The sequence below is a fragment of the Mesorhizobium huakuii genome (genome assembly GCF_014189455.1).
Classification (GTDB): domain Bacteria; phylum Pseudomonadota; class Alphaproteobacteria; order Rhizobiales; family Rhizobiaceae; genus Mesorhizobium; species Mesorhizobium huakuii_A.
Genome location: NZ_CP050296.1, coordinates 4895075 through 4918046 on the forward strand (window position 1 = coordinate 4895075; position 22972 = coordinate 4918046).

A 22972-nucleotide genomic window follows, 5' to 3' on the forward strand; every position below is an offset into this window, starting at 1 on the left:
CCTGAAAGGAGGACACCATGGCTTCCCAGACTGCTACCCGCGCCATCGACACTGACCTGATCGATGCGCAAACTATTGCCGACTACCAGCGTGACGGCGCGGTTTGCATCCGTGGCGCCTTCAAGGGCTGGGTCGATACGATTGCCGCGGGCATCGAGCGCAACATGCAGAACCGCAGCACCACCGCGTCCGACATCGCCAATGGCCGCGGCAGTTTCTTCGACGATTACTGCAATTGGGAGCGCATTCCCGAATTCGTCGAGGTGGTGCGGAAATCGCCGGCCGCGCAAATCGCGGCGGCGGTGATGCAGTCGCGCACCGCGCAGTTCTTCCACGATCACGTGCTGGTCAAGGAACCCGGCACGCAGAAGCCGACGCCCTGGCATCAGGACATCCCCTATTACTTCGTCGATGGCCAGCAGACGGTGAGCTTCTGGATTCCCATCGACCCGGTGAAGGAGGCGACGCTGCGGCTGATCGCCGGCTCGCACAAATGGGACAAGATGATCCTGCCGGTGCGCTGGCTCGACGACAGCAATTTTTATGCCGGCGAGGGCGACTATCTGCCGGTGCCCGATCCCGATAACGATCCGTCGTTGAAGGTGCTCGAATGGGAGATGGAGCCGGGCGACGCCATCCTGTTCGACTTCCGCACCGCGCATGGCGCGCGCGGCAATCTGACCGCTGCACGGCGCCGGGCGCTGTCGCTGCGCTGGGTGGGCGACGATGCCCATTATGTCGATAGGCCGGGCCGCACCTCGCCGCCCTATCATGGCCACGGCATGCAGCCGGGCCAGAAACTGCGCGAGGACTGGTTCCCGGTGGTTTTTCCCGGCTAGGTCGAGTTGCCAGAAAATCGGCGGCGAGGGCCGCCGCCGATTTTCGGCTGGGATGACGTTCCCGTGCGCAATTTCGATCAAAACACCCTGATGCCTTGACCCGTCGCCCGGAGAGCAATAGCGGGTGCTCTCCAGGGTTTGCATCAAGAGGTGGCCATGAACGTTCTTCTTCTAGGCTCCGGTGGCCGCGAACATGCGCTTGCCTGGAAGCTTGCCGCCTCACCGCTGCTAACCAAGCTCTACGCGGCCCCAGGCAATCCCGGCATTGCCGCCGAGGCAGAACTGGTGAAGCTCGACATCATCGATCACGCTACTGTTGCCGCCTTCTGCCGGGAGAAGAAAGTCGACCTCGTCGTCGTCGGTCCGGAAGGGCCGCTGGTCGCCGGCATTGCCGACGATCTGCGCGCCGAAAACATCCGCGTCTTCGGCCCTTCCAAGGCCGCCGCGCGGTTGGAAGGCTCTAAGGGGTTCACCAAGGATCTCTGCGCTCGATACAACATCCCCACTGCCGCCTATGGTCGTTTCAACGATCTGGCCTCGGCCAAAGCCTATGTCGAAAAGACGGGTGCACCGATCGTCATCAAGGCCGACGGGCTCGCCGCCGGCAAGGGTGTCACCGTCGCCATGACGCTGGACGAGGCGCGGGCAGCACTCGATGCCTGTTTCGAGGGCTCCTTCGGCGCCGCCGGCGCGGAAGTGGTGGTCGAGGAATTCATGACCGGCGAGGAGGCGAGCTTCTTCTGCCTCTGCGACGGCACCACCGCGTTGCCCTTCGGCACGGCACAGGACCACAAACGCGTCGGCGATGGCGACACCGGCCCCAACACCGGCGGCATGGGCGCCTATTCGCCGGCGCCGGTGATGACGCCGGAAATGGTCGAGCGCACCATGCGCGAGATCATCGAGCCGACCATGCGCGGCATGTCAGAGCTTGGCGCACCCTTTGCCGGCATTTTGTTCGCCGGGCTGATGATCACCGACAAGGGGCCGAAACTGATCGAATACAACACCCGCTTCGGCGATCCGGAATGCCAGGTGCTGATGATGCGGCTGAAGGACGATCTGCTGGTCCTGCTCAACGCCGCCGTGGACGGTCAACTGGCGCACACGTCCATACGCTGGCGCGACGAGGCGGCGCTCACCGTGGTGATGGCGGCGCGGGGCTATCCCGGCACGCCGGAAAAGGGCTCGGTCATCCGCGGCGTCGAGGACGCGGCGAGCGATGGCGTCCAGATCTTCCACGCCGGCACCGCCATCAATGGTGGTGCGCTGGTCGCCAATGGCGGCCGCGTCCTCAATGTCACCGCGACCGGCGCCACGGTCGGCGAGGCGCAGGCGCGGGCCTACGCCGCCCTCGACCGGATCGACTGGCCGGACGGATTCTGCCGCCGTGACATCGGCTGGCAGGCTGTGGCGCGCGAGCGGGCGAGCTGAGATTTCGGAGCGGCAGTTTACGGCTGACCGCGATCGATTTCGGTCGAGCCGGTGCTGACGGGGTCGGCAGCGGCAAAGGCGGCGTCCAACTGCTCGGGCGAGCGTTGCCCGGTCCGCTTCCAGGCGACATATTGCACAATGCCAAAGCCCGGCCTGCGCGGCACCGTCTTCACCACAGGCATGCGGAAGCCGTCGCGGAATTTGGACCAGCGCGAGCCGAGCACCGCGACCATTTCCTCGAAGGTCGGCGGCGTTGCCACATCGGCATAGATGATGGTGGTCTTGCCGGCCAGCGCTGCCTCGCGCGAGAGCGGCACCGGCACGCTGGCGAGATAGTCGGATGGCACATCGATCAGCCCGCCAAAGGGCCATTGCTGGCGCAGTGTGGCGGCATCTGTCGGCGCGACGTTGACGTCGATATCGTTAGGCGTGCCGGCAACCCTGTAGGGGCAACGGAAACGGCCGCAATTGGCCTGCGCCGAGAATTGCCAAAGTGCGTAGCTCCGCCAGTTGCCCATCGGAAAATGCACGTCGATGTCAGGCTTGTAGCGTGCGTACCAAAGCGGCAGCCGCGACAGGAGCCGGTATTTGTAGCGGCTGTCGGCGATATACTGGGCGGTCTTGCCGTTGGTGTAGAGCACCGGGAAGCGGCCGACGCGCCGATGCACCTGGCGCACGAACTCCTCGGCATCGTCGAGCGACATCCATTGCGAGGGATCGATGCCTTCGATATCGAGCACCATGAGATCGTCCGGCGCGGGATCAGCGAAATCGAGGAAATTGTTGGCCTGCTCAACCGGATTGCCGGGGCGGGCAAGATGATAGGCGCCCCATTTCAGGCCGAGCGCCTTGGCCACGACCCGACGCGTCTGAAACAGTTCGCGCGTCACGGCATGGCGTTTCCACAGCGCCTTGCAGAGCTTCACGTCAGTGTCGCTGCCGAAACAGAAATAGGGCGGCGGCATGCCGTCCGACGCCTTGTTGATAAAGGCGACGATGCGCTTGTCGGTGGCCAGCTGCGCCCAGTCGATGGAATTGTACTCGTAGGCGTCGATGACCAGCGCGCGGTCGGCACTCTTCCACGGCTCGGAAAAGTCCGAAGCCTTTGCCGCCGATATCAGCGCCATCATCGCCGCGAGAGCGATCGCTGAGCGGCGAAGAAGATGCGCCGGCGTTTTCAAACAGGGGATCCCCGTTGATCAAACACCGATGGTGAACCGGTATGGTTAAGGAAGTGCTTCGAGGCAATGCGGTGCGTCAGCCGAACAGCTTCAATGCCGTTGCCACCGACAGGAACATCGACAACAGGCGGCCTTGAAATGGCGTGAAACCATGCTTGCGATAAAAAGCGGCAGCCTTGTCGTCCTTGGCGTCGACGATCAGTGCGAAGGAGGCGGGAGCAGCTTGGGCGCAGCGCCGAAGCGCATCCACGACAAGTATCGATCCAACTCGTTGTCCTTGATATCGGGTATCGACCGCCAACCTCCCGATCAATATGGCGGGCAGAACTGGATAGCGCGGTAGGCGTTTTGTCAGGTCGTCCGGCAGGGAAGCGATGGGCACACTCGATGCTGCAAGAGTGTAATATCCGGCAATCAGATCGACATTACGGTCTGCAGCGACGAAGCAGTTGCTGATTCGGCGTTTGACGTCCTGGCTCGCCTGCTCGCGCAGATAATGGTCGAGTGCCACCACGCCACAGCTGAATGCCTTACGATCATGCGACCCGCCCAGCGGCTCGATGATCAGGTTGAGACTCACCGGGATTCGGCGACAAGTCGCTTGTAGGCGTCGGCGGCTTTGCGCAGCGCTTCATTGGGTTCGGGCGGATTGAGAATGGCCTCTACCAGAGCGCGCTGATCCTCGATGGAAAGGCGGATGATAGCGGTTTCCTCAATGGTGCGTTGTGCAGCTTCCTGCGCTGCGGAGACCACGAAGTCGCTGACGCTGCGGCCCTGGATTTCGGCGGCACGTTTCACCACACTCAGCATATCCGGTGATATCCGAGCTTCGATACGGGCGGTACGGGTCTGTTGGTTTGGCATCGCTATCACCTCTAGCGCAACATGTACGGTTTTTGCCCGTACATATCAAGCGCAGCGCTCACCGCCGGCTGAATGACTGAACCTCAAACGGGTCGGGCGCCGGCTCTTGCTGCAGCGTGCCCTCGGCGGCGCGTTTGCGATGGTGGGCGAGAGAACATTGCGGCGAGCACAATATGCCGCGATCCGACCAGTAGGCGGCGCCATGTTCCAACTGGCCGCCATGATGCCAGAATCCCGTTGCGCGGTAAGGCAAGCCGCATTCGATGCAGCGATAGGCGTCGGGTCTGGCGAGCATGGGCAGGTTCCGGTCGGCTGGTTCTGGTCGTCGCCGGTCGATTTGATGCGGCGTCCGTCGAACTTAATACAGGCCGGCGCGATTGCAAAATCCGCGTGACAAAATTTGACGTTTACGTAAAAAGAAGATGGGAGACCGCCCAAAGGCGGATGGTTTTGCGACCGCACCGGCTCTAGGGTCGGCGAGGCCGATGCATCAGGAGGATCGAGCGGCATGTATCGGGCACCGGTCGAGGATATCGCATTCACGCTGAAGCACGTTGCCGGCATGAAATCCGCTCTCGATGCCGGCACCTTCGGCGATCTCGGCGAGGATCTGGTCGATGCTGTCCTTGGCGAGGCCGGCCGTTTCGCCACCGACGAGGTGGCGCCGCTCTACAAGATCGGTGACGAGCACGGTGCCGTGTTGAAAGACGCCGGAGCTATGCTGCAATTTGGGTGACGAGGCTGATCAAGCGGCGCTCTGCGGCTTCAGTTCAATGACCTCGATTCCATCCTGGAACGTTGCACCTGCGATGAGTTTAGGCAACTGATTTTGTCCTTTCAGTCGTCGCCACGTCCTGGCCGCGGCCATGACCAGCTTGAAGACCATCAGCCTGGCGGTTTTCGAGGAGAGTGAGCCCTTGGTACGCACCGTGCGATGGCGAACGGTCGCAAAGACGCTCTCGATGGGATTGGACGTTCGCAGATGATCCCAATGTTCGGCGGGGAAATCGTAGAACGCCAGCAAGGCATTCTGATCTTTGGTCAGGCAGTCGACCGCCTTGCCGTATTTCGCATCATATTTCTCGACAAAGACGGCAATCGCCGTCTCGGCTGAGGCTCGGTTCGGGGCGGAAAAGATTTCGCGCAAGTCCGTCTTCATGGCGGCCTGCACCGATTTCGGCACCTTGTTGAGCACGTTGGCTGTCTTGTGCACCCAGCATCGCTGGTGCTTGGTGCCGGGAAGGAGCTCATCGAGCGCTTTCCAGAAGCCAAGCGCGCCGTCGCCGACGGCAAGATCGGGCGCGATCTGCAGGCCACGACGCTTGACGTCGACCAGCAGCTCGCGCCAGCTCTGTGCGCTCTCACGAATGCCGGTCTGGAAGCCGAGCAGCTCTTTCTTGCCCTCGGGCGTGGCGCCGATCAGGACCAGCATGCATTCGGCATGATCTTCCATCCGGGCCTGCAGGTAGACCCCGTCCGCCCACACATACACATAGCGGCGCGCCGAAAGATCGCGCTTTTGCCAACGATCGTATTCGATGCCCCACTCCGCCGTCAGTCGCGTGATCACCGAGGGTGAGAGGTTCGGCGCCTCCTTGCCCAACAGAGCTGCCAGAGCTTCCTGAAAGTCGCCCGTCGAAATGCCGCGCAGATAGAGAACGGGAAGAAGCGCATCCAGACTTCGTGTCCGACGCGCCCATTTCGGCAGGATCGATGAGGAAAAACGGATGCGCTCCGCTTCACCGTTCGCGCCGCGATCCCGGACCTTCACCCGGCTGACGGGCACCGCCCCGATCCCCGTCTGGATGCTCCGCTCCGGCCCGTGACCGTGCCGGACCAGCCGGTCACGTCCGTCCGGAAGCTTGAGATCCCGCATCTCGGCAAGAAACGCTTCGGCCTCCATCTCGATCGCCTGCGCCAGCAATTTGCGCGCGCCGGTGCGAAGCACATCCGTCAGGGGATCATCGATTTCGTCGGGCTGACGAAGGCGAACAATGTTGATAGTCTCGTTCATGGCGTATCGCTCTCCTTGAGAGGTTCTGGCAGGCTTCATCACCCGCCTCGATACGCCGCCCTTCTCAAACCGTCATCACCCAGTTTCAGCCATAGCTCAAGACGCCGCCGTCACCACGCCGCCCGGCTGGAAAGACCTCTATCGCCGCTGGATCGGTGGCGGCTGGAACGCGCTGTCCGGGCCGGAAGAGTATGGCGGCCAGGCGCTGCCGACCATGCTCGGTGTCGCCGCGCTCGAAATGTGGAACTCGGCCGCCATGGCCTTCGGCATCGGCCCGACGCTGACCATGGGCGCGGTCGAAGCGCTCGACAAGCATGCCTCCGAAGCGCTCAAGGCCAAGTATCTCGCAAAGCTCGTCTCCGGCGAGTGGATGGGCACGATGAACCTGACCGAGCCGCAGGCAGGCTCGGATCTCGCCGCTTTGCGCAGCCGAGCCGAGCCCGTCGGCGACGGCACTTACCGCATTTTCGGCCAGAAGATCTTCATCACCTATGGCGAGCACGATTTCACCGACAACATCATCCATCTGGTGCTGGCGCGGCTGCCGGATGCGCCGGCCGGCACGCGTGGCATCTCGCTGTTCCTGGTGCCGAAATTCCTGGTTGGCGACGATGGCTCGCTCGGTGCCCGCAACGACGTGTTCTGTTCCGGCCTCGAGCACAAGCTCGGCATTCATGCCTCGCCGACCTGCACCATGATCTATGGCGATGGGTTCCAGGGGGCCAAACCCGGCGCCATCGGCTGGCTGATCGGCGAGGAGAACAAGGGCCTCGCCTGCATGTTCACCATGATGAACAATGCCCGGCTTTGCGTCGGCATGCAGGGTGTCGCGGTTGCGGAAGCCGCCACCCAGAAGGCGATCGCCTACGCCAATGAGCGTCGCCAGGGCAAGGCGGCGGATTACGCCGGCGCTGGCATGGCGCCGATCGTCCATCACCCCGACGTGCAGCGCAATCTCCTCACCATGAAGGCGCTGACGCAGACGGTGCGGGCGATCAGCTATTCCTGTGCCCACGCCATCGACATGGCGCGGGTCTCGGATGGTGATCAGGCCGCGCATTGGCGCGACCGCGCCAACCTGTTGACGCCACTCGCCAAGGCGTTTTCAACCGACGTCGGCGTCGACGTCGCCTCCCTGGGGGTCCAGGTGCATGGCGGCATGGGCTTCATCGAAGAGACGGGTGCCGCAGCCTTCTACCGCGACGCCCGCATCGCGCCGATCTACGAGGGCACCAACGGCATTCAGGCGATCGATCTGGTCACCCGCAAGCTGCCGCTTGGCGGCGGCGAGCATGTGCATGGCTTCATTGGCGAACTGGCCGCGATCGCCAACACCGTGCGCACCTCCAACCTGCAGGGTTTCGGCCGCACCGCCGATGCGCTCGAAGCAGCCCTTGGCGACCTGACGCAAGCGACACGCTTCCTGCAGAAACTGTCGGCCGACGGCCGGGTGGATCAGGCGCTGGCGGGAGCGACGCCGTATCTCAGGCTGATCTCGCTTGCCGCCGGCGGCACCTATCTGGCGCGCGGCGGTCTTGCCGATCAGGGCCGTATTGCGCTGTGCCGCTTCTTTGCCGAGAACCTGCTGGGCGAGGCACGCACCTTGAAGGAACGCGTCATCGACGGCGCGGAGAGCCTCGCTGCCGCCGGTAAGACGCTGATATCAGCTTGAATTCTCACAGCGCTCACCAGGGAAAAAGACCGTGACAGACCATATCCTCGTCGAGCGCCAGGGCGCCATCCAGATCATCCGCATGAACCGCCCGGACAAGAAGAACGCGCTGACGCGCGCCATGTACGCGAAAATGTCCCAAACCCTGGCCGAAGGTGATGCCGATCCGGCGATCCGCGTCCATGTTTTCCTCGGCGTGCCCGGCGCCTTCTCCTCCGGCAACGACCTTGCCGATTTCATGGTTGTCGTCACCGGCGGTGATGGCGGCACGGAGGTCTGGGATTTCCTGATGGCGCTGGCCAGGGTGGAAAACCCCATCGTCTCCGGCGTCGACGGCATCGCGGTCGGCATCGGCACGACGATCAACCTGCATTGCGACCTGACCTTCGCCACGCCGCGCACCGTGTTCAGGACGCCTTTCGTCGATCTCGGCCTTGTTCCCGAGGCAGGATCGAGCCTTTTGGCGCCGCGCATCCTGGGGCAGCAAGGTGCTTTCGCCCTGCTCGGCCTCGGCGAGGGTTTTTCCGCCGAGCGCGCCAAGGCCGCCGGCCTGATCTATGATGTGGTCGAGGAGGGCGCCCTGGAGGCCTCGGTGCTGGCGGCGGCCGCGCAGATCGCCGCCAAGCCGCCGCAGGCGCTGAAGATCGCGCGCGACCTGATGCGCGGCTCGCGCGACGACCTCGTCGCCCGCATTGGCGAGGAAAGCGCGCATTTCCGCGAGCGGCTGAAGTCGGACGAGGCGCGTGCGGCGCTCACCGCATTCATGACCAGAAAGAAGTAGCTCGGCCTCCCACCTCCCCTCGATGGGGAGGTCGGCCCGCAGGGCCGGGTGGGGTGAAGCGCCGACTTGTCAGGGATAAAGCCGCGTCTTGCCCCAGTCGCCTTTCGCGTCGCGGGAAAAGACGACCCGGTCATGCAGCCGGAACGGGCGGTCGTGCCAGAACTCGATCGTCTTCGGCACGATGCGGAAACCCGACCAGTGTTTTGGCGCGGGATCTCGCCGATGGCGTAACGCGCCGTGTATTCGGCGACAGCCTTCTCCAGCGCAAAGCGGCTTTCCAGCGGCCGGGACTGTTTTGAGGCCCAGGCGCCGATACGGCTGCCGCGCGGCCGTGTCGCATAATAGGCGTCGGCTTCGGCCTCGCTGACGATCTCCACCGGACCGCGGATGCGCACCTGGCGGCGCAGCGATTTCCAATGGAAACACATCGCCGCCTTCATGCTGCCAAGAATCTCCTGGCCCTTCGCGCTTTCGAAATTCGTGTAGAAAACAAAGCCGCCTTCATCGAACCCCTTGAGCAGCACCATTCGCACATCCGGCATGCCTTCGGCATCGACGGTCGCCAGTGCCACGCCATTGGCGTCGTTGATTTCACTCTTGGTGGCGTCATCCAGCCATGCGGCAAAGAGGCGAAACGGCTCGGCCGCTTCGGTAAAGTCACTGGTTGTTAACTCTGTGTCACTCATACTTTTTCTCAAATTGTCACGAGATCAGGGAGGTTGCCGATTGTCGCGTATCGCGCAAGCTTTTGACAGCAGGCAATGGGGCGTTATCGCTTCGGCCAGCGCGAAAGCGGCGATCGTGGCGGCCGCCTTGCCACTTGCCGCCTGCGGCGCGGGTGGCTTCAGCCTGGAAAAGGCCGAAGTCGACCGATCGATCCTGACCAGCAGCACGCAGGCTTCAGCAGGACCGACCGATTCGGATCGCGACTCCGACCAGACGACGATCGGCAATGCGGTGTCCTCCGCCGACATCGAGCAACTCGGTGGCCAGGCCGTGCCGTGGGCGAATGCCGGCACCGGCTCACGCGGCTCCATCACCGAACTGGCGGAATTGAAGGACAGGGGCCAGACATGCCGCCGCTTCAAGGCCTCGCGCGAGAGCTTTGACGGCGTTGCCATGTTCGAAGGTGAACTCTGCCTGGCCAGTGCCGGCGGCTGGCGTATGCAGGGCTTCAAGGCGCTCTGAGCCTGGTCCGAAAGTCGATCGGGTCGGCTTGGCGGGCCTTTTCGCCGCCCGGCGCGTCGCCAATCTTGCCGATATCCCGATATCGGCTGCGATCGGCTCCTTCCGGATCGACAAAAATCCCTCGCCAATCCTCGGCCGCCGACTTCCGGATCAGGCTCTGATTTTCCCCCTCTGATATGACGTTCCGCTACTGGAATTTCTTCCTATGCGAGCGCATATAGGAGGCAAGTATGGACTCAACTCATTTCCAGGGCAGGAAGCATGCGCGACCCGTATGAGGTCCTGGGCGTTGCAAAGAACGCATCGGCCAAGGACATAAAATCGGCATACCGGAAACTCGCCAAGAAGCATCATCCGGACCAGAATCCGAATGATCCCAAGGCGAAGGATCGTTTTGCCGCGGCCAACCAGGCCTATGAGATCGTCGGCGACGAGAAGAACCGTGCCGCTTTCGATCGCGGCGAGATCGACGCTGACGGCAAGCCGCGCTTCCAGGGATTTGAAGGCGCTGCCGGTGGCGACCCCTTCGGCGGGTTTCGCCGCCAGCAAGGGGCTGGCGGCTCGCGGTTCGAATTCCGGTCGGGTCGCCCGGGCGGTGATCCGTTCGATGGCAACAGCGATATTTTCAGCCAGATTTTCGGCGACGCCTTTTCGGGCGCGCGCGGTGCCGGTGCTGGCGACCGCCGCCAGCCGGCGACCGCAGCCGATCTGAACGTCACGCTCGATGTCACCATCGAGGAAGCGGCGACCGCCGAAAAGGTGACGGCGATGTTCCCGGATGGCCGCAAGGTGGCGGTCAAGCTGCCGGCCTTTGTCGAGGATGGCCAGACCATCCGGTTGAAGGGACAGGGCGAGCAGGGTCCAGGGCAGCCTGGTGACGCGCTGGTCAAGATCCATATACGCCGGCATCCGCGCTACCGCATCGAGGGCCGCGACCTGCATGCCGATCTGCCGGTGTCGCTGGCGGATGCTGTGCTCGGCGCCAAGGTGCCGGTCGACACACCGACCGGCAGACTCGCGGTCAATGTTCCCGCCTGGTCGAGTTCGGACAAGGTGCTGCGGCTCAAGGGCAGGGGCCTGCCGGAAAAGGCCGGCGGCCATGGCGACCTCTATGCCCATGTCCGCATCATGCTACCGGAAGGCGGCGACAGCGCGCTCGAAGCGTTGCTGCGTGGCCAAAAAGGCTGATCCAGCGCCTTTGTCCCCCGAACTGTCCGGTTTGAGCGCTTGAAGGGGCTCTGTGCCTGTGCGATAGGCACTCCACAAAGCAGAAACCTTGCGGAGAGCGCTCACATGGCGGGTGGACAGGGCCTGATGGCCGGCAAGCGCGGCCTGATTCTTGGCGTCGCGAACAACAGGTCGATTGCCTACGGCATCGCCAAGGCATGCGTCGATCATGGCGCCGAGATTGCGCTGACCTATCAGGGCGAGGCGTTCAAGAAGCGCGTCGAGCCGCTGGCGGCGGAACTGGGCGCCTTTGTCGCCGGCCATTGCGACGTCACCGATCCGGCGAGCCTCGACGAGGTTTTCGCCAATGTCGCCAAGCATTGGGGCGGCAAGCTCGACTTCCTCGTCCATGCCATCGCCTTCTCGGACAAGGACGAGCTGACCGGCCGCTATGTCGAGACGACGCGCGACAATTTCCTGCGCACCATGGACATTTCGGTCTATTCCTTCACCACCATTGCCAAGCGCGCCGAGGCGCTGATGACCGATGGCGGTTCGCTGCTGACGCTGACCTACTACGGCGCCGAGAAGGTGATGCCGCACTACAACGTCATGGGCGTCGCCAAGGCAGCGCTCGAGGCCAGCGTGCGTTACCTCGCCGTCGACCTCGGCGCCAAGAAGATCCGCGTCAATGCGATCTCCGCCGGCCCGATCAAGACGCTCGCAGCCTCCGGCATTGGCGATTTCCGCTACATCCTGAAGTGGAACGAATACAATTCGCCGCTGAAGCAGACGGTCACACAGGAAGAGGTCGGCGATTCCGGCGTCTATTTCCTGTCCGACCTGTCGCGTGGCGTCACCGGCGAAGTGCATCATGTCGATTCCGGCTATCACGTCGTCGGCATGAAGGCGGTCGACGCGCCCGATATTTCGACGGTCAAGGATTAATTCCCTCCGCCTATCCTCAGCCCAGGCCCAGGCCCGACCTCCGGAAGACCTGATGTATCCGCTGGTTTATATCGTGCGCCACGGCCAGACCGCGTGGAACGCCGAGGCCCGGCTTCAGGGGCAGGCCGACACCGATCTCAATGCTCTTGGCCGTGAGCAGGCGAGCGAAAACGGGCATCGGCTGGCCGAGCTTGTCGGCGATCCCGAGGATTTCGATTTCGTCGCCAGCCCGATGCGGCGGACGCGCGAAACGATGGAACGCATCCGCGCCGCAATGAAGCTCGATCCGCTCGCCTATCGAACCGATCCCAGACTGATTGAAGTCAATTTCGGTGACTGGCAGAGCTTTACCTTTGCCGAGTTGGAGACGCAGTCTCCCGGAGCAAAGCGGTCACGCGCACGGGACAAATGGAACTTCCAGCCGCCCGGAGACGGTGCGGAGAGCTACCAGATGCTGCTCGAACGGGTGAAACCCTACTTCGACGGGATCGACCGCAGGACGGTCTGTGTGACACATGGCGGCGTCATGCGCACCCTGTTTCGCTTCGTGCTCGATATGGCCGAGGACGAGGCCGCAAACCTGGAGATACCGCAGGATCGCGTGCTCAAACTTGAAGGCAAGAGCCTGGAGTGGCTGTAGGCCGCCTGCAATGGCCCAGGAAATGACACGGCAGTTTGCGGCCGTAATCGCGTAAGAGACGGCTGGGCCGGCTCGGCGGAATGTCGAACCGACGGCACGTATCCAATTTGGGTCGGAAGCTTTAGTTCGTGTCGCCGTCCGGCAACTGCATGTCAGTGATCACGTTCTCGCCATTGGTCACATCAAAAGCGATGACGATGTCCATGCCTGGCTTGAGCGCGTCGAGATCGGTTTCGGCGTTCAGCTTGTAGGATTTGCCGTCGTCCAGCGTCAGGGTCAGCGCGTCCTTGTCGATCTTCTTGATCAGGCCTTCGGTCTGGCCGGCGAAAGCGGCGGTGGAAAGCAACAGGGTGGCGGCAACAGCGCCAATCAGGGTACGCATATTCGTCCTCTTTGGTCATTGCGCCGGCACTGTGGCGGCGGATCCTCAACGGCGGATGGAAGAAAGCAGAAACCAGCCGAATGTGTCAAAACTTAAACGGCAGGGATGACAGTTTGACCACCGCAAAAAACGCCAATAGAAGGCAGGCTTCAACCGGCTCCGCTGCCGGGCAGGGCACTTTTCCATGTCTCACAACACGTTCGGCCACCTTTTCCGCGTCACCACCTGGGGCGAAAGCCATGGCGCAGCGCTTGGCTGCGTGGTCGACGGCTGCCCGCCCGGCATCCGCTTCACGCGTGACGAGATCCAGGCCGAACTCGACAAGCGCCGGCCGGGCCAGTCGCGTTTCGTCACGCAGCGCCGCGAGCCGGACGAAGTGAAGGTGCTGTCGGGCTTCGTGCTTGACGATGACGGTGAGACGATGATCACCACCGGCACGCCGGTCTCGATGCTGATCGAGAATGTCGACCAGCGTTCGAAGGACTATGGCGAGATCGCCCGCCAGTACAGGCCAGGCCATGCCGACTACACCTATGACGTCAAATACGGCATACGCGACTATCGTGGCGGCGGCCGCTCCTCGGCTCGCGAGACCGCGGCCAGGGTCGCCGCGGGCGCGCTTGCCCGCAAGGTGGTGCCGGGCATGGTGGTGCGCGGCGCGCTGGTGTCGATGGGCGAAAAGTCGATCAACCGCGCCAACTGGAACTGGAATTTCATAGGCGACGCAGAAAACCCGTTCTTCACCCCCGATCCCGCTTCGGTTCCCGTCTTCACCCAGTATCTCGACGGCATCCGCAAGGCCGGTTCTTCGGTCGGCGCGGTGATCGAGATCGTCGCCGACGGTGTTCCGCCGGGGCTTGGCGCGCCGATCTACGCCAAGCTCGACCAGGACATTGCGTCGGGCTTGATGTCGATCAACGCCGTCAAGGGCGTCGAGATCGGCAACGGCTTCGAGGCCGCGCGCATCACCGGCGAACAGAATGCCGACGAGATGCGCATGGGCAATGACGGCAAGCCGGTGTTCCTGTCCAACAATGCCGGTGGTATCCTCGGCGGCATCTCGACCGGCCAGGCGATCATCGCCCGCTTCGCCGTCAAGCCGACCTCGTCGATCCTGACGCCGCGAAAGTCGATCGACAAGGATGGCCACGATGTCGAGGTGATGACCAAGGGCCGGCACGACCCCTGCGTCGGCATCCGCGCCGTGCCGATCGGCGAGGCGATGGTTGCCTGCGCGATTGCCGACCACTATCTGCGGCATCGGGGACAGACGGGGAAGGGAGGGGAATAAGGCAGTAAGGCAGTATGTTACGCTGCCTGCCGAAACAGCCAAAATTTTCCTTTCTCCCACTGCCCTACTGCCCTATTCCCCTACTGCCCTGCGAGCAAAGCGAGCGTCCATGCCTTACGACCAGAAGAAGATTGTCGAAGCCATCCGCGCTTTCGAACGCGGCGAGATCGTCGTCGTCATGGACGATGACGGGCGCGAGAATGAGGGCGACCTGATTGTCGCCGCCGTCCACTGCACACCGGAAAAGATGGCCTTCATCATCCGCAACACCTCGGGCATCGTCTGCACGCCGATGCCGCGCGAAGAAGCCAAACGGCTCAACCTGCAGCCGATGGTCGCCGACAATGATTCCGCCCACACCACCGCTTTCACCGTCAGCGTCGATTTCAAGCATGGCACGACGACAGGCATTTCGGCCGACGACCGCACGCTGACCGTGCGCAACCTCGCCAACGGCAATGTCGGCGCCTCCGATTTCGTCCGCCCCGGCCACATCTTTCCGCTGATCGCGCGCGAAGGCGGCGTGCTGATGCGTTCGGGCCATACGGAAGCGGCGGTCGACCTTTGCAAGCTCGCCGGCCTGCCGCCGATCGGCGTCATTTCTGAGCTTGTCAATGATGACGGCACCGTCAAGCGGGGCCCGCAAGTGCAGGCCTTCGCCGAAGAGTATGGTCTCAAGCAGGTGTCGGTCGCCGACCTCATCGCCTACCGCCAGCGCAAGGAAACGCTGGTCGAGCGCGTCGCCTGCTCCGATATCGACACGCTCGGCGGCAAGGCGCAGGTCTTCACCTACACGCTGCCCTGGGACACGATGCATCACGTCGCCGTCGTCTTCGGCGATATCCGCGACGGCGAGGAGGTGCCGGTGCGGCTGCATTCCGAGGATGTGGTGACCGATGTCTTCGGCACCAGCCATCGGCTGGACGGCATCATGAAGGCGATGGGCGAGCGCAAGCGCGGCGTCATCGTCTATCTCAGAGAAGGCTCCGTCGGCGTCGCGCATCAGGAGCGCAAGCGCCCGCTGAGCGGCGACCGCGAGGATCATGAGGAGGCCCGCCGGCGCGAGAATGAATGGCGCGAAATCGGCCTCGGCGCGCAGATCCTGAAGGACCTCGGCATTTCCTCGATCAACCTGATTGCCTCGCGCGAGCGCCACTATGTCGGCCTCGAAGGCTTTGGCATCCACATCGCCAAGACCGAGATCCTCTGAAGGGGATAACTGCCCCATTGCCGGGAGATGGCGGCATGAACGCGTCATTGCCTCTGAGCCAGCAAAGGGGACGGCTTTTGCTGCGCAGGCCGGCGCAGGCCGATCTGGATTTCCTGGTCGACCTCTTCTCGCGCCGTGAACTTGTCGCCCATCGCCCCGATCCTGTTGCGGACACGCCGCAGCAGAGCGCCGCGCGGCTAGCGCGTGACATCGGCCACTGGGACAAGCATGGCTTTGGCCGCTGGGCGGTCGAGGCCGATGGCAAGCTGGTCGGCTTCGGCGGTGTCACCGTATCGGCGGATTTCGACGGCCTGAACCTGTCCTACCACCTTCATCCGGAGAGTTGGGGACATGGCTATGCCACGGAACTGGTCAGGGCGACGCTGCAGGCTGCGTTCGGCCCTCTGCATGCCGAACGGGTCATTGGCCTCGTCCGTCCCGCCAATCCGGCATCGCGGCGCGTGCTGGAAAAATGCGGCTTCGCCTTCGAGCGGGAGGTGATATTGCACGGCGCGCCAACAATGCTTTTTGCGCTGGCGCGGCCGCGCTGGGTCCGTATTTCGGATCCGGCCGCGTAGGGCGGAACGCCCGGCCCAACAGGGCCGAGCGCATTATTGCGCGGGAACGGGGGCGGCTTCGCAGCCATCCAGCTCGCATTTATGGGTGGCCAGGATGCGCTGGCCGGCGAGCACGGTGGCGAGCGCGATCGTGCCTGATGCCACCGAGACCCAGAACCCGTTCTGGGCGCCGAACGCATCCACCACCGCGCCGGCGGCGAAGGAGCCCAGCGCCATGCCGATGCCGATCCCGGTGGTGACCCAGGTGATGCCCTCGGTCAGCATCGCTTCCGGCACATGCCGCTCGATCAGGCCGAAGGCCGTGATGAAGGTCGGCGAGATCGCCACGCCGCTGATGAAGACGGTCAGCGCCAGAAGCGGCACGCTGCCGGCGGTAAGCGGCATCAGCGTGCCGAGCGCGACCAGGGCGACTGCGATGGCCAGCTGGCGCTGCAGCGGTGCCTTCAGGCAAAGCGCGCCGACAATGACGCCGAGCACGAAGGACCCCAGGGCATAGACGCCGATGACGAGGCTGGCGGCGCCGGGCTGGCCGAGTTCTTTGGTGATCGCGACGGTGCTGACTTCCGTCGTTGCGAAGGTCGCACCGATGAAGATCAGGGCGAAGGTGATGATCTGCACCGGCCGCAGGCGGATCGCCGAGCCGTCCGAGCCATGGCCCGCCGGACGAACTTGCGGCTCGGTCGATCGCTGCAGGATGAACGCCGTCGAGCCCAAGGCCAGGAACAGCGTGCTCGCCAGCATGCCCGCTTCGGGAAACAGGGCGGCACTCAGGCCCACCGACAGCGATGCTCCGGCGATGTAGACCAGTTCGTCCGCCGCCGATTCGAAGGCGAATGAGGTGTTCATCTCCGGTCGGCCCCGGAAGAGCTCGGTCCAGCGCGCGCGCACCATGGCCGGCATGCTGGGCATGGCCGCCGCCAGCAGCGCCGACACGAACAATGTCCAAGTCGGCCAGTCCTGATTGGCCGCGGCAATCAGCGTGATGAACGCGAGCACGGAGATGATTGTCGTGGGCACGACAACCCGCGTCTGGCCCAGGCGGTCGACCAGCCTTGATATTTGCGGTGCCAGGAAAGCGTTGGCCAGCGCGAATGTCGCCGAGACAGCACCCGCCAGCCAGTATTCGCCGCGCGTCTGCGACAGCATCGCCACGATGCCGATCGGAGCCATGGCGATCGGCAGGCGCGCCATGAAGCCTGCGGCTGCAAAGCCCTTGGCTCCAGGGGCGCGGAAGATTTCCGAATAGGGGTTTTGCATGGTGGTTCCTCGACAAAGGCCGGTTCGACAATTACATACGTAGCGTATGAGGATTAGATAGGGCATACGCGACGTATGTCAATTGGCATACGGAACGTATGTGAATAGGACCAGACGGAAATGCACAGACCCCGCAAGGAAATGATCGCCGAGACGCGCGCCAAGCTGATCGCCGCGGCCCGCCAGGCCTTTGGCACGATTGGTTATGCTGAGGCGTCGATGGATGATTTCACCGCATCCGCCGGACTGACACGCGGCGCCCTCTATCACCACTTCGGCGACAAGAAGGGACTGCTGGAAGCGGTTATCGCCGAAATCGACGGCGAGATGGCGGCCAGGGTGAATGAGGTCGCGTCGAGAGCGCCGACCCGCTGGCAACATTTCGTCGACGAGTGCACAACCTATATCGAAATGGCGCTGGAGCCGGAAATCCAGCGCATCATGTTCCGGGACGGTCCGGCCGTGCTGGGCGATCCGGCACAATGGTCGAATGCCAATGCCTGCGTTGGTTCAATGACCGATCATCTGACCGCGCTGCAGGGGGAAGGGGTGGTCGTCCCGGGCGTCGACCCCGAGACCGCGGCACGGCTGATCAACGGTGCGAGCAGCCAGGCAGCGCAGCGGATCGCCAATTCGAACGACCCGGAAGCGACGTCGAGAAAAGTGGTGGCGGCGTTCAAGCAGCTGCTCGAGGGCCTGCTCAGAAAACCAGCTTCGCAACAGAACTGAAATCCCCGTCGGGCGCTCCGCTGGCCACTGCTCACGATTGACAATCTTCGGGGTGAGCGCATCCTCTGCAGCCATCTCTGAGGGGAGATTCGGGCATGTGGGATTTCGAGATCGGCAGGTCGGTGTCCATCATGATGCGGACCTGGCCTTTCATTGTCTTTCGCATGATCATCTATTTCGGCATCACGCTGGCCTACATCGTGGCGACCGGCACCGGCGCTTCCGTCGGCTATGGTGTCGGCAATATCTCCACCGATCCCGATGGACCGATGTCCTTCGCCCTGTGGGGCGGCGTGGTCGGCTTCGGCGTTGTCTCGATCGCCGTCTACTGGATCCGGGAATACATTCTCTATGTCGTCAAGGCCGGCCATATCGCCGTCATGGTCCATCTGATCGACGGCCGGGATGTCCCCGACGGCCAGAACCAGATCGCCTATGCCCGGCAGGTCGTGACGGAGCGTTTCGCCGAGGCCAACATCCTTTTCGTCGTCGACCAGCTGGTCAAGGGCGCCATTCGCGCCATCACCGGCCTGCTCGGCGGGATCGCCGCTTTCCTGCCCATTCCGGGCCTGAGCGGCCTTGTTTCCTTCATCAACACGGTGATTCGCCTGTCGCTGACCTATGTCGACGAGATCATCCTCGGCTACAACATCCGCATCAATTCGTCCTCGCCCTTCGAAACGGCGCGTCAGGGCGTGGTGCTCTATGCCCAGAACGGCAAGACCATGGTCAAGAACGCCGTCTGGCTGGCGGTCATCATGTGGGGCGTTTCCTTCGTCATCTTCCTGCTGATGCTGGCTCCGGCCGCAGCCATTTTATTCATGATGCCCGGCCAACTCGCCGGCTGGGCCTTCGTGCTCGCTATCGTCTTCGCCTGGGCCTTCAAGGCGGCCTTTATCGAGCCCTTCGCCATCGCTTGCCTGATGCAGGTCTATTTCAAGACCATCGCCGGCCAGGTGCCTGATCCGGCCTGGGACATCAGGCTGGCCGAGGCGTCGTCGAAATTCCGGGAATTGAAGGACAAGGCGCTGGCCTCCTTCGGCGGCTCGCGCTGGGGCACGGCCGGCGCAACGCGCTGATCGGCGGGCGCGCAGGCGACGGTGTTGAGGTGCGCCACAGCTAACTTGAGCGGTGCCTCGCCTTGCCCGCAAAAGGTCTCGCTCATGATCAGTTCGGGCAGCGGCAGGCGCCGACCCCAGCCATGCGTTTCAAGGTCCGGTTTCGGTGCGAACTCGGAAACCCGGCCAACGCAGAGATAGGCGATCGGCGTTACATGCTCGGGAATGGACAGCAGGCTTTTCAGCGCTTGCGGTTCAATGATGCTAACCCAACCGACGCCGATGCCTTCGGCGCGCGCTGCCAACCAGAAATTCTGCACCGCGCAGACCGTGCTGTAGAGATCCATCTCCGGATTGTGCCAGCGCCCCAGCGGCGAACCCTGCGAGCGCCGGCGGTCGCAGGTGATGCAGATGTTGAGGGCGCTTTCGCAGATGCCTTCCAGCTTGAGCTTGCGGTAGAGCGCCTGCCGTTCTTCCTCGATTTCAGGCAGTTCCTGTTCGCGCGCGGCCAGGAACAGGTCGCGCACATCAGCCCGTCGCGCGGCATCGCGGATGACAATGAAATTCCACGGCTGCATGAAGCCGACCGATGGCGCATGGTGCGCGGCAAGCAGCAGCCGTGCCAGCACCTCGTCGTCGAGCCCTGTGGGCAGGAAATGGCTGCGCACATCGCGCCGCGTGAACATCGCGCGATAGACCGCGTCGCGCGCCCTTTGGTCAAATCCGTCGCCCATAGGAGCGGTCATATCTTCCGGCATCGCTTGTCCCCTTGCGATTGCTATGGTTTCACATCGTCAGAGCGTACTTTGTGCGTCCAACTGGACGCACGTCACTCTGATGTCACCCGCCTGACCATGCGGATGACGATGCCTGCCAGGCCGGTCTTCTGGCTTGGGATCAACCCGCGTCCGGTGCCTTCCCGTCATCGACAGTGGCATTTACCGGCGCGGTCCCCCTCACAGCGTTGGGCACGCCACGGAATTCAACCGTGTTCCCGATTCTCCCGCTTGCGGCGAGCACCAGGCAGTGGCGGCGACCTTACGCCGAAGCCGCCGCGGCGCCAATCCCCGCAGCGACGCCAATGGACGCAGGCGTGATTTTCCCCAGCGATCGAGCCGCAATGCATGGCCATCGCAGCGCCGGGGCACTAGATAGGGAGCATGACAACCCGTCTCTACACCCATCCGATCTTCCTCGAACACATCACCCCGCCCGGTCACCCCGAGCGGCCGGACCGCTTGCGCGCCATCGAGCGCGTGCTCGATGACGAGACCTTTGCTGCGCTTGATCGCGTCAAGGCGCCGGAGGGCGATGAAGCGACCATCCTCTACGCGCATCCCGCCGATTTCGTCGCCCGCGTGCGCGCCGCCATTCCCGAAGAGGGCCTTGCCCGTATCGATGCCGACACCACCGCGAGCCCAAAGAGCTGGCAGGCGGTGATCACCGCGATCGGCGCCGCCAACGCTGCCGTCGACGACGTCTTTGCCGGCCGCGCCGACAATGTCTTCGTCGCCGCCCGCCCGCCCGGCCACCATGCCGAAAAGAGCACCGCGATGGGCTTCTGCTTCTTCAACACGGCGGCGATTGCGGCCCGCTACGCGCAGAAGAAGCATGGCGCCGAGCGCGTTGCCGTCGTCGATTGGGATGTCCATCACGGCAACGGCACGCAGGATATTTTCTGGGACGATCCTTCAGTGCTCTATTGCTCGACGCACCAGATGCCGCTCTATCCCGGCACCGGCGCGAAGAACGAGACCGGCGCCGGCAACATCGTCAACGCGCCTCTGGCGCCACAGACCGGCGGCGAGGTGTTTCGCGATGCCTTCCTGTCCCGGGTGCTGCCGGCGCTCGACAATTTCGCGCCCGATTTGATCATCATTTCGGCTGGTTTCGACGCGCATCACCGCGACCCGCTGGCCGAGATCAATCTGACCGAGGATGATTTCGACTGGGCGACAGGCCAGCTGATGCAGCGCGCCGCGCGCCACAGCGGCAACCGGCTCGTCAGCCTGCTCGAGGGCGGCTACGATCTGCAGGGACTGGCATTTTCGGTCGCCGCCCATGTCGGGCGACTGATGAAAGGATGAATGATGGCTGCTGAGACCAACGAAGACGTCAAGGCGATGAGCTTCGAGCAGGCACTCGACGCACTGGAAAAGATCGTCGATGATCTGGAGCGTGGCGACGTGCCGCTCGACCAGTCGATCAAGATCTATGAGCGCGGCGAGGCGCTGAAGGCGCATTGCGATCGGCTGCTGAAGGCCGCCGAGGACAAGGTCGAGAAGATCAGGCTGTCGCGCGACGGCAAGCCGGTCGGAACCGAGCCGCTCGACGCGGAATGAGGCGCAAGCCGTTCACCGAGTTTTGGACATCATCGTGTTTGAGGATAGAGTTCGTCGCCGTTGATATGGCGCCTTGGACAAGAGGAGATACGGAAGCGATGTGCAGAAACATCAAGACCCTGTTCAATTTTGATCCGCCGGCAACCAATGACGAAGTGCGCGACGCGGCCCTTCAGTTCGTCCGCAAGCTGAGCGGAACGACACGCCCGTCGAAACAGAACCAGCATGCGTTCGACCACGCCGTCGAGGCCATCGCGGCATCGGCGCGCGAACTTCTCGATTCACTCGAAACCCATCAGCATCCGCGCAATCGCGAAGAGGTGGCGGCCAAACTGCGGGCAAAGGCGGCGATCCGCTTTGCCTGACGCTGCCAAAGCGGTCCACGACCGCTGACAAGGAGAGTCCATGAGCTTCTTTCCCGGGAAAGACCCTGAAGCCGGCGACGCCTTCGCCAGCGACCAGATCGAGCTGATGGTCATCCCGAACGCCAAGGACATTGGCGGCTTCGAGGTCCGTCGCGCTTTGCCGACCGCCAAGAGGCGGCTGGTCGGGCCCTTCATCTTTTTCGATCGGATGGGCCCGGCGATCCTGCGCGGTGGCCAGGCGATGGATGTCCGTCCGCATCCGCATATCGGCCTGTCGACGGTGACCTATCTGTTCGACGGCAAGATCAGGCATCGCGATTCGCTCGGCACGGAAATGGTGATCCAGCCCGGCGACGTTAACCTGATGACCGCCGGCCGCGGCATCGTCCACTCCGAACGCACGCCCGAGGAGTTGCGCGGCGCGCCGATGTCGATCTCCGGCCTGCAGACATGGCTGGCGCTGCCCGACGGCAAGGAGGAAGTGGCGCCGGTGTTCGAGAACACCGCGGCCTTGCGGCTCCCTGAAATCGACGCCGAAGGCGTCCGCGGCCGCATCGTCATCGGCGATTTCCAGGGGCTGCGCTCCCCGGTGCGGGCCGATACCGAGACGCTCTATGCCGATCTCAGGCTGACGCCTGGCGCCAGCGTGAAAATCCCGGCCGATGCCGAAGAACGCGCCATCTACACACTGGAAGGCGAGGTTTCGATTTCAGGCGACGTCTTTCCGGCCGAGCGACTGCTGGTGTTCCGGCCCGGTGACGAGATCATCATATCGTCGCAAAGCGGCGCGCATTTCATGCTGTTCGGCGGCGCCTCGCTCGGCTCGAAGCGCTACATCTGGTGGAATTTCGTCTCCTCGTCCAAGGAGCGCATCGAACAGGCCAAACAAGAATGGAAGACGGGCCGCTTCGATATCGTTCCTGGAGATGAGGAAGAGTTTATTCCGCTGCCGGAAAACTAATGAATATCGCCCAAAAGCGGCCCGGTTTCGGGGCCACGATATGCATGAAAACAAGGACTTGGAAGCGCGGG

The 22972-nt window shown here is 63.3% G+C and carries 23 protein-coding genes, 4 pseudogenes and 1 riboswitch; of the genes and pseudogenes, 18 read left to right on the forward strand and 9 right to left on the reverse strand.

Translation table 11 applies throughout. The features are described 5' to 3' along the window. Positions 1 to 17: 17 nt before the first annotated feature. Positions 18 to 839 (forward strand): phytanoyl-CoA dioxygenase family protein, encoded by an 822-nt coding sequence (locus HB778_RS23520; protein WP_183457389.1) that lies wholly within the window; start codon positions 18 to 20, stop codon positions 837 to 839. A 156-nt stretch (positions 840 to 995) separates the two neighbouring features. Further along, on the forward strand, positions 996 to 2273 hold the full coding sequence (gene purD, locus HB778_RS23525; RefSeq protein WP_183457391.1) for a phosphoribosylamine--glycine ligase: 1278 nt from the start codon (positions 996 to 998) through the stop codon (positions 2271 to 2273). A gap of 17 nt (positions 2274 to 2290) precedes the next feature. On the opposite strand, the gene HB778_RS23530 is transcribed toward purD, so the two are convergent. The 4 genes from HB778_RS23530 to HB778_RS23545 form a co-directional block, all read right to left on the reverse strand. After that, on the reverse strand, positions 2291 to 3403 hold the full coding sequence (locus tag HB778_RS23530) for a glycoside hydrolase family 25 protein (protein WP_183465200.1): 1113 nt from the start codon (positions 3401 to 3403) through the stop codon (positions 2291 to 2293). A gap of 127 nt (positions 3404 to 3530) precedes the next feature. Then, positions 3531 to 4034, reverse strand: coding sequence for a GNAT family N-acetyltransferase (locus HB778_RS23535; RefSeq protein ID WP_183457394.1), 504 nt, complete (start codon positions 4032 to 4034; stop codon positions 3531 to 3533). After that, on the reverse strand, positions 4031 to 4318 hold the full coding sequence (locus HB778_RS23540; RefSeq protein ID WP_183457396.1) for a DUF1778 domain-containing protein: 288 nt from the start codon (positions 4316 to 4318) through the stop codon (positions 4031 to 4033). Before HB778_RS23540 ends, HB778_RS23535 begins: the two co-directional genes overlap by 4 nt. A 58-nt stretch (positions 4319 to 4376) precedes the next feature. Further along, entirely contained in the window at positions 4377 to 4613 is a 237-nt protein-coding gene (locus tag HB778_RS23545; protein WP_183457398.1) for a hypothetical protein, read from the reverse strand. Between the two features lie 213 nt (positions 4614 to 4826). Here HB778_RS23545 and HB778_RS23550 point away from each other — a divergent pair. After that, positions 4827 to 5027, forward strand: a pseudogene (locus HB778_RS23550) (acyl-CoA dehydrogenase); the annotation flags it as partial. Positions 5028 to 5063: 36 nt separating this feature from the next. On the opposite strand, the gene HB778_RS23555 reads toward HB778_RS23550, so the two are convergent. Continuing rightward, positions 5064 to 6332, reverse strand: a complete 1269-nt coding sequence (locus HB778_RS23555; RefSeq protein ID WP_183457400.1) for an IS256 family transposase — start codon at positions 6330 to 6332, stop codon at positions 5064 to 5066. Positions 6333 to 6426: 94 nt separating this feature from the next. On the opposite strand from HB778_RS23555, the pseudogene HB778_RS23560 reads away from it, so the two are divergent. Both HB778_RS23560 and HB778_RS23565 read left to right on the forward strand, forming a co-directional pair. Continuing rightward, positions 6427 to 8004: pseudogene (locus HB778_RS23560) on the forward strand (acyl-CoA dehydrogenase); the annotation flags it as partial. A gap of 31 nt (positions 8005 to 8035) precedes the next feature. Then, entirely contained in the window at positions 8036 to 8785 is a 750-nt protein-coding gene (locus tag HB778_RS23565) for a crotonase/enoyl-CoA hydratase family protein (RefSeq protein ID WP_183457402.1), read from the forward strand. A 69-nt stretch (positions 8786 to 8854) separates the two neighbouring features. Here HB778_RS23565 and pdxH read toward each other — a convergent pair. Further along, positions 8855 to 9471: pseudogene (gene pdxH, locus HB778_RS23570) on the reverse strand (pyridoxamine 5'-phosphate oxidase). Between the two features lie 40 nt (positions 9472 to 9511). Between pdxH and HB778_RS23575 the strand changes: the two are divergent. The 4 genes from HB778_RS23575 to HB778_RS23590 all read left to right on the forward strand — a co-directional run bounded on the left by HB778_RS23575 (position 9512) and on the right by HB778_RS23590 (position 12728). After that, the gene (locus HB778_RS23575) at positions 9512 to 9973 is read left to right on the forward strand and encodes an RT0821/Lpp0805 family surface protein (protein WP_183457404.1); all 462 of its coding nucleotides are present in this window, start codon (positions 9512 to 9514) and stop codon (positions 9971 to 9973) included. Between the two features lie 261 nt (positions 9974 to 10234). Further along, entirely contained in the window at positions 10235 to 11161 is a 927-nt protein-coding gene (locus HB778_RS23580; RefSeq protein ID WP_183457406.1) for a DnaJ C-terminal domain-containing protein, read from the forward strand. Positions 11162 to 11266: 105 nt separating this feature from the next. After that, complete coding sequence (fabI, locus tag HB778_RS23585) at positions 11267 to 12088, forward strand: enoyl-ACP reductase FabI (RefSeq protein WP_140768940.1); 822 nt, start codon at positions 11267 to 11269, stop codon at positions 12086 to 12088. A 52-nt stretch (positions 12089 to 12140) separates the two neighbouring features. Then, a complete protein-coding gene (locus tag HB778_RS23590; protein WP_183457408.1) occupies positions 12141 to 12728 on the forward strand; it encodes a histidine phosphatase family protein in 588 nt (195 codons plus the stop codon). 121 nt (positions 12729 to 12849) lie between these two features. On the opposite strand, the gene HB778_RS23595 is transcribed toward HB778_RS23590, so the two are convergent. Further along, entirely contained in the window at positions 12850 to 13110 is a 261-nt protein-coding gene (locus HB778_RS23595; protein WP_183457410.1) for a DUF1344 domain-containing protein, read from the reverse strand. Between the two features lie 184 nt (positions 13111 to 13294). Between HB778_RS23595 and aroC the strand changes: the two genes are divergently transcribed. The 3 genes from aroC to HB778_RS23610 all read left to right on the forward strand — a co-directional run bounded on the left by aroC (position 13295) and on the right by HB778_RS23610 (position 16189). Next, positions 13295 to 14401, forward strand: coding sequence for a chorismate synthase (gene aroC / locus HB778_RS23600; RefSeq protein ID WP_183457412.1), 1107 nt, complete (start codon positions 13295 to 13297; stop codon positions 14399 to 14401). A 109-nt stretch (positions 14402 to 14510) separates the two neighbouring features. Next, positions 14511 to 15611 (forward strand): 3,4-dihydroxy-2-butanone-4-phosphate synthase, encoded by a 1101-nt coding sequence (gene ribB, locus HB778_RS23605; protein WP_183457414.1) that lies wholly within the window; start codon positions 14511 to 14513, stop codon positions 15609 to 15611. A 35-nt stretch (positions 15612 to 15646) separates the two neighbouring features. Next, entirely contained in the window at positions 15647 to 16189 is a 543-nt protein-coding gene (locus tag HB778_RS23610) for a GNAT family N-acetyltransferase (RefSeq protein ID WP_183457416.1), read from the forward strand. A gap of 33 nt (positions 16190 to 16222) precedes the next feature. Here the strand turns inward: HB778_RS23610 and HB778_RS23615 are convergent, their stop codons facing one another. Next, the gene (locus HB778_RS23615; protein ID WP_183457418.1) at positions 16223 to 17446 is read right to left on the reverse strand and encodes an MFS transporter; all 1224 of its coding nucleotides are present in this window, start codon (positions 17444 to 17446) and stop codon (positions 16223 to 16225) included. Positions 17447 to 17566: 120 nt separating this feature from the next. Between HB778_RS23615 and HB778_RS23620 the strand changes: the two genes are divergently transcribed. Further along, positions 17567 to 18175 (forward strand): TetR/AcrR family transcriptional regulator, encoded by a 609-nt coding sequence (locus HB778_RS23620; protein WP_183457421.1) that lies wholly within the window; start codon positions 17567 to 17569, stop codon positions 18173 to 18175. A 95-nt stretch (positions 18176 to 18270) separates the two neighbouring features. Further along, positions 18271 to 19254 (forward strand): hypothetical protein, encoded by a 984-nt coding sequence (locus HB778_RS23625; protein WP_244661583.1) that lies wholly within the window; start codon positions 18271 to 18273, stop codon positions 19252 to 19254. Between the two features lie 155 nt (positions 19255 to 19409). Here the strand turns inward: HB778_RS23625 and bluB are convergent. After that, positions 19410 to 19991 (reverse strand): annotated as a pseudogene (gene bluB, locus HB778_RS41600) (5,6-dimethylbenzimidazole synthase); the annotation flags it as partial. A gap of 101 nt (positions 19992 to 20092) precedes the next feature. Continuing rightward, positions 20093 to 20272: riboswitch (cobalamin riboswitch) on the reverse strand. A 121-nt stretch (positions 20273 to 20393) separates the two neighbouring features. Here bluB and HB778_RS23635 point away from each other — a divergent pair. The 4 genes from HB778_RS23635 to HB778_RS23650 all read left to right on the forward strand — a co-directional run bounded on the left by HB778_RS23635 (position 20394) and on the right by HB778_RS23650 (position 22901). After that, positions 20394 to 21320 (forward strand): histone deacetylase family protein, encoded by a 927-nt coding sequence (locus HB778_RS23635; RefSeq protein ID WP_183457426.1) that lies wholly within the window; start codon positions 20394 to 20396, stop codon positions 21318 to 21320. Positions 21321 to 21323: 3 nt separating this feature from the next. Further along, positions 21324 to 21575: an exodeoxyribonuclease VII small subunit gene (locus tag HB778_RS23640; RefSeq protein ID WP_183457428.1), complete on the forward strand. Its 252-nt coding sequence runs from the start codon at positions 21324 to 21326 to the stop codon at positions 21573 to 21575. A gap of 98 nt (positions 21576 to 21673) precedes the next feature. Then, positions 21674 to 21940, forward strand: coding sequence for a DUF2277 domain-containing protein (locus HB778_RS23645; protein WP_027035955.1), 267 nt, complete (start codon positions 21674 to 21676; stop codon positions 21938 to 21940). A 40-nt stretch (positions 21941 to 21980) separates the two neighbouring features. Beyond that, the gene (locus tag HB778_RS23650) at positions 21981 to 22901 is read left to right on the forward strand and encodes a pirin family protein (protein ID WP_183457430.1); all 921 of its coding nucleotides are present in this window, start codon (positions 21981 to 21983) and stop codon (positions 22899 to 22901) included. The last annotated feature ends 71 nt before the right edge of the window (positions 22902 to 22972 follow it).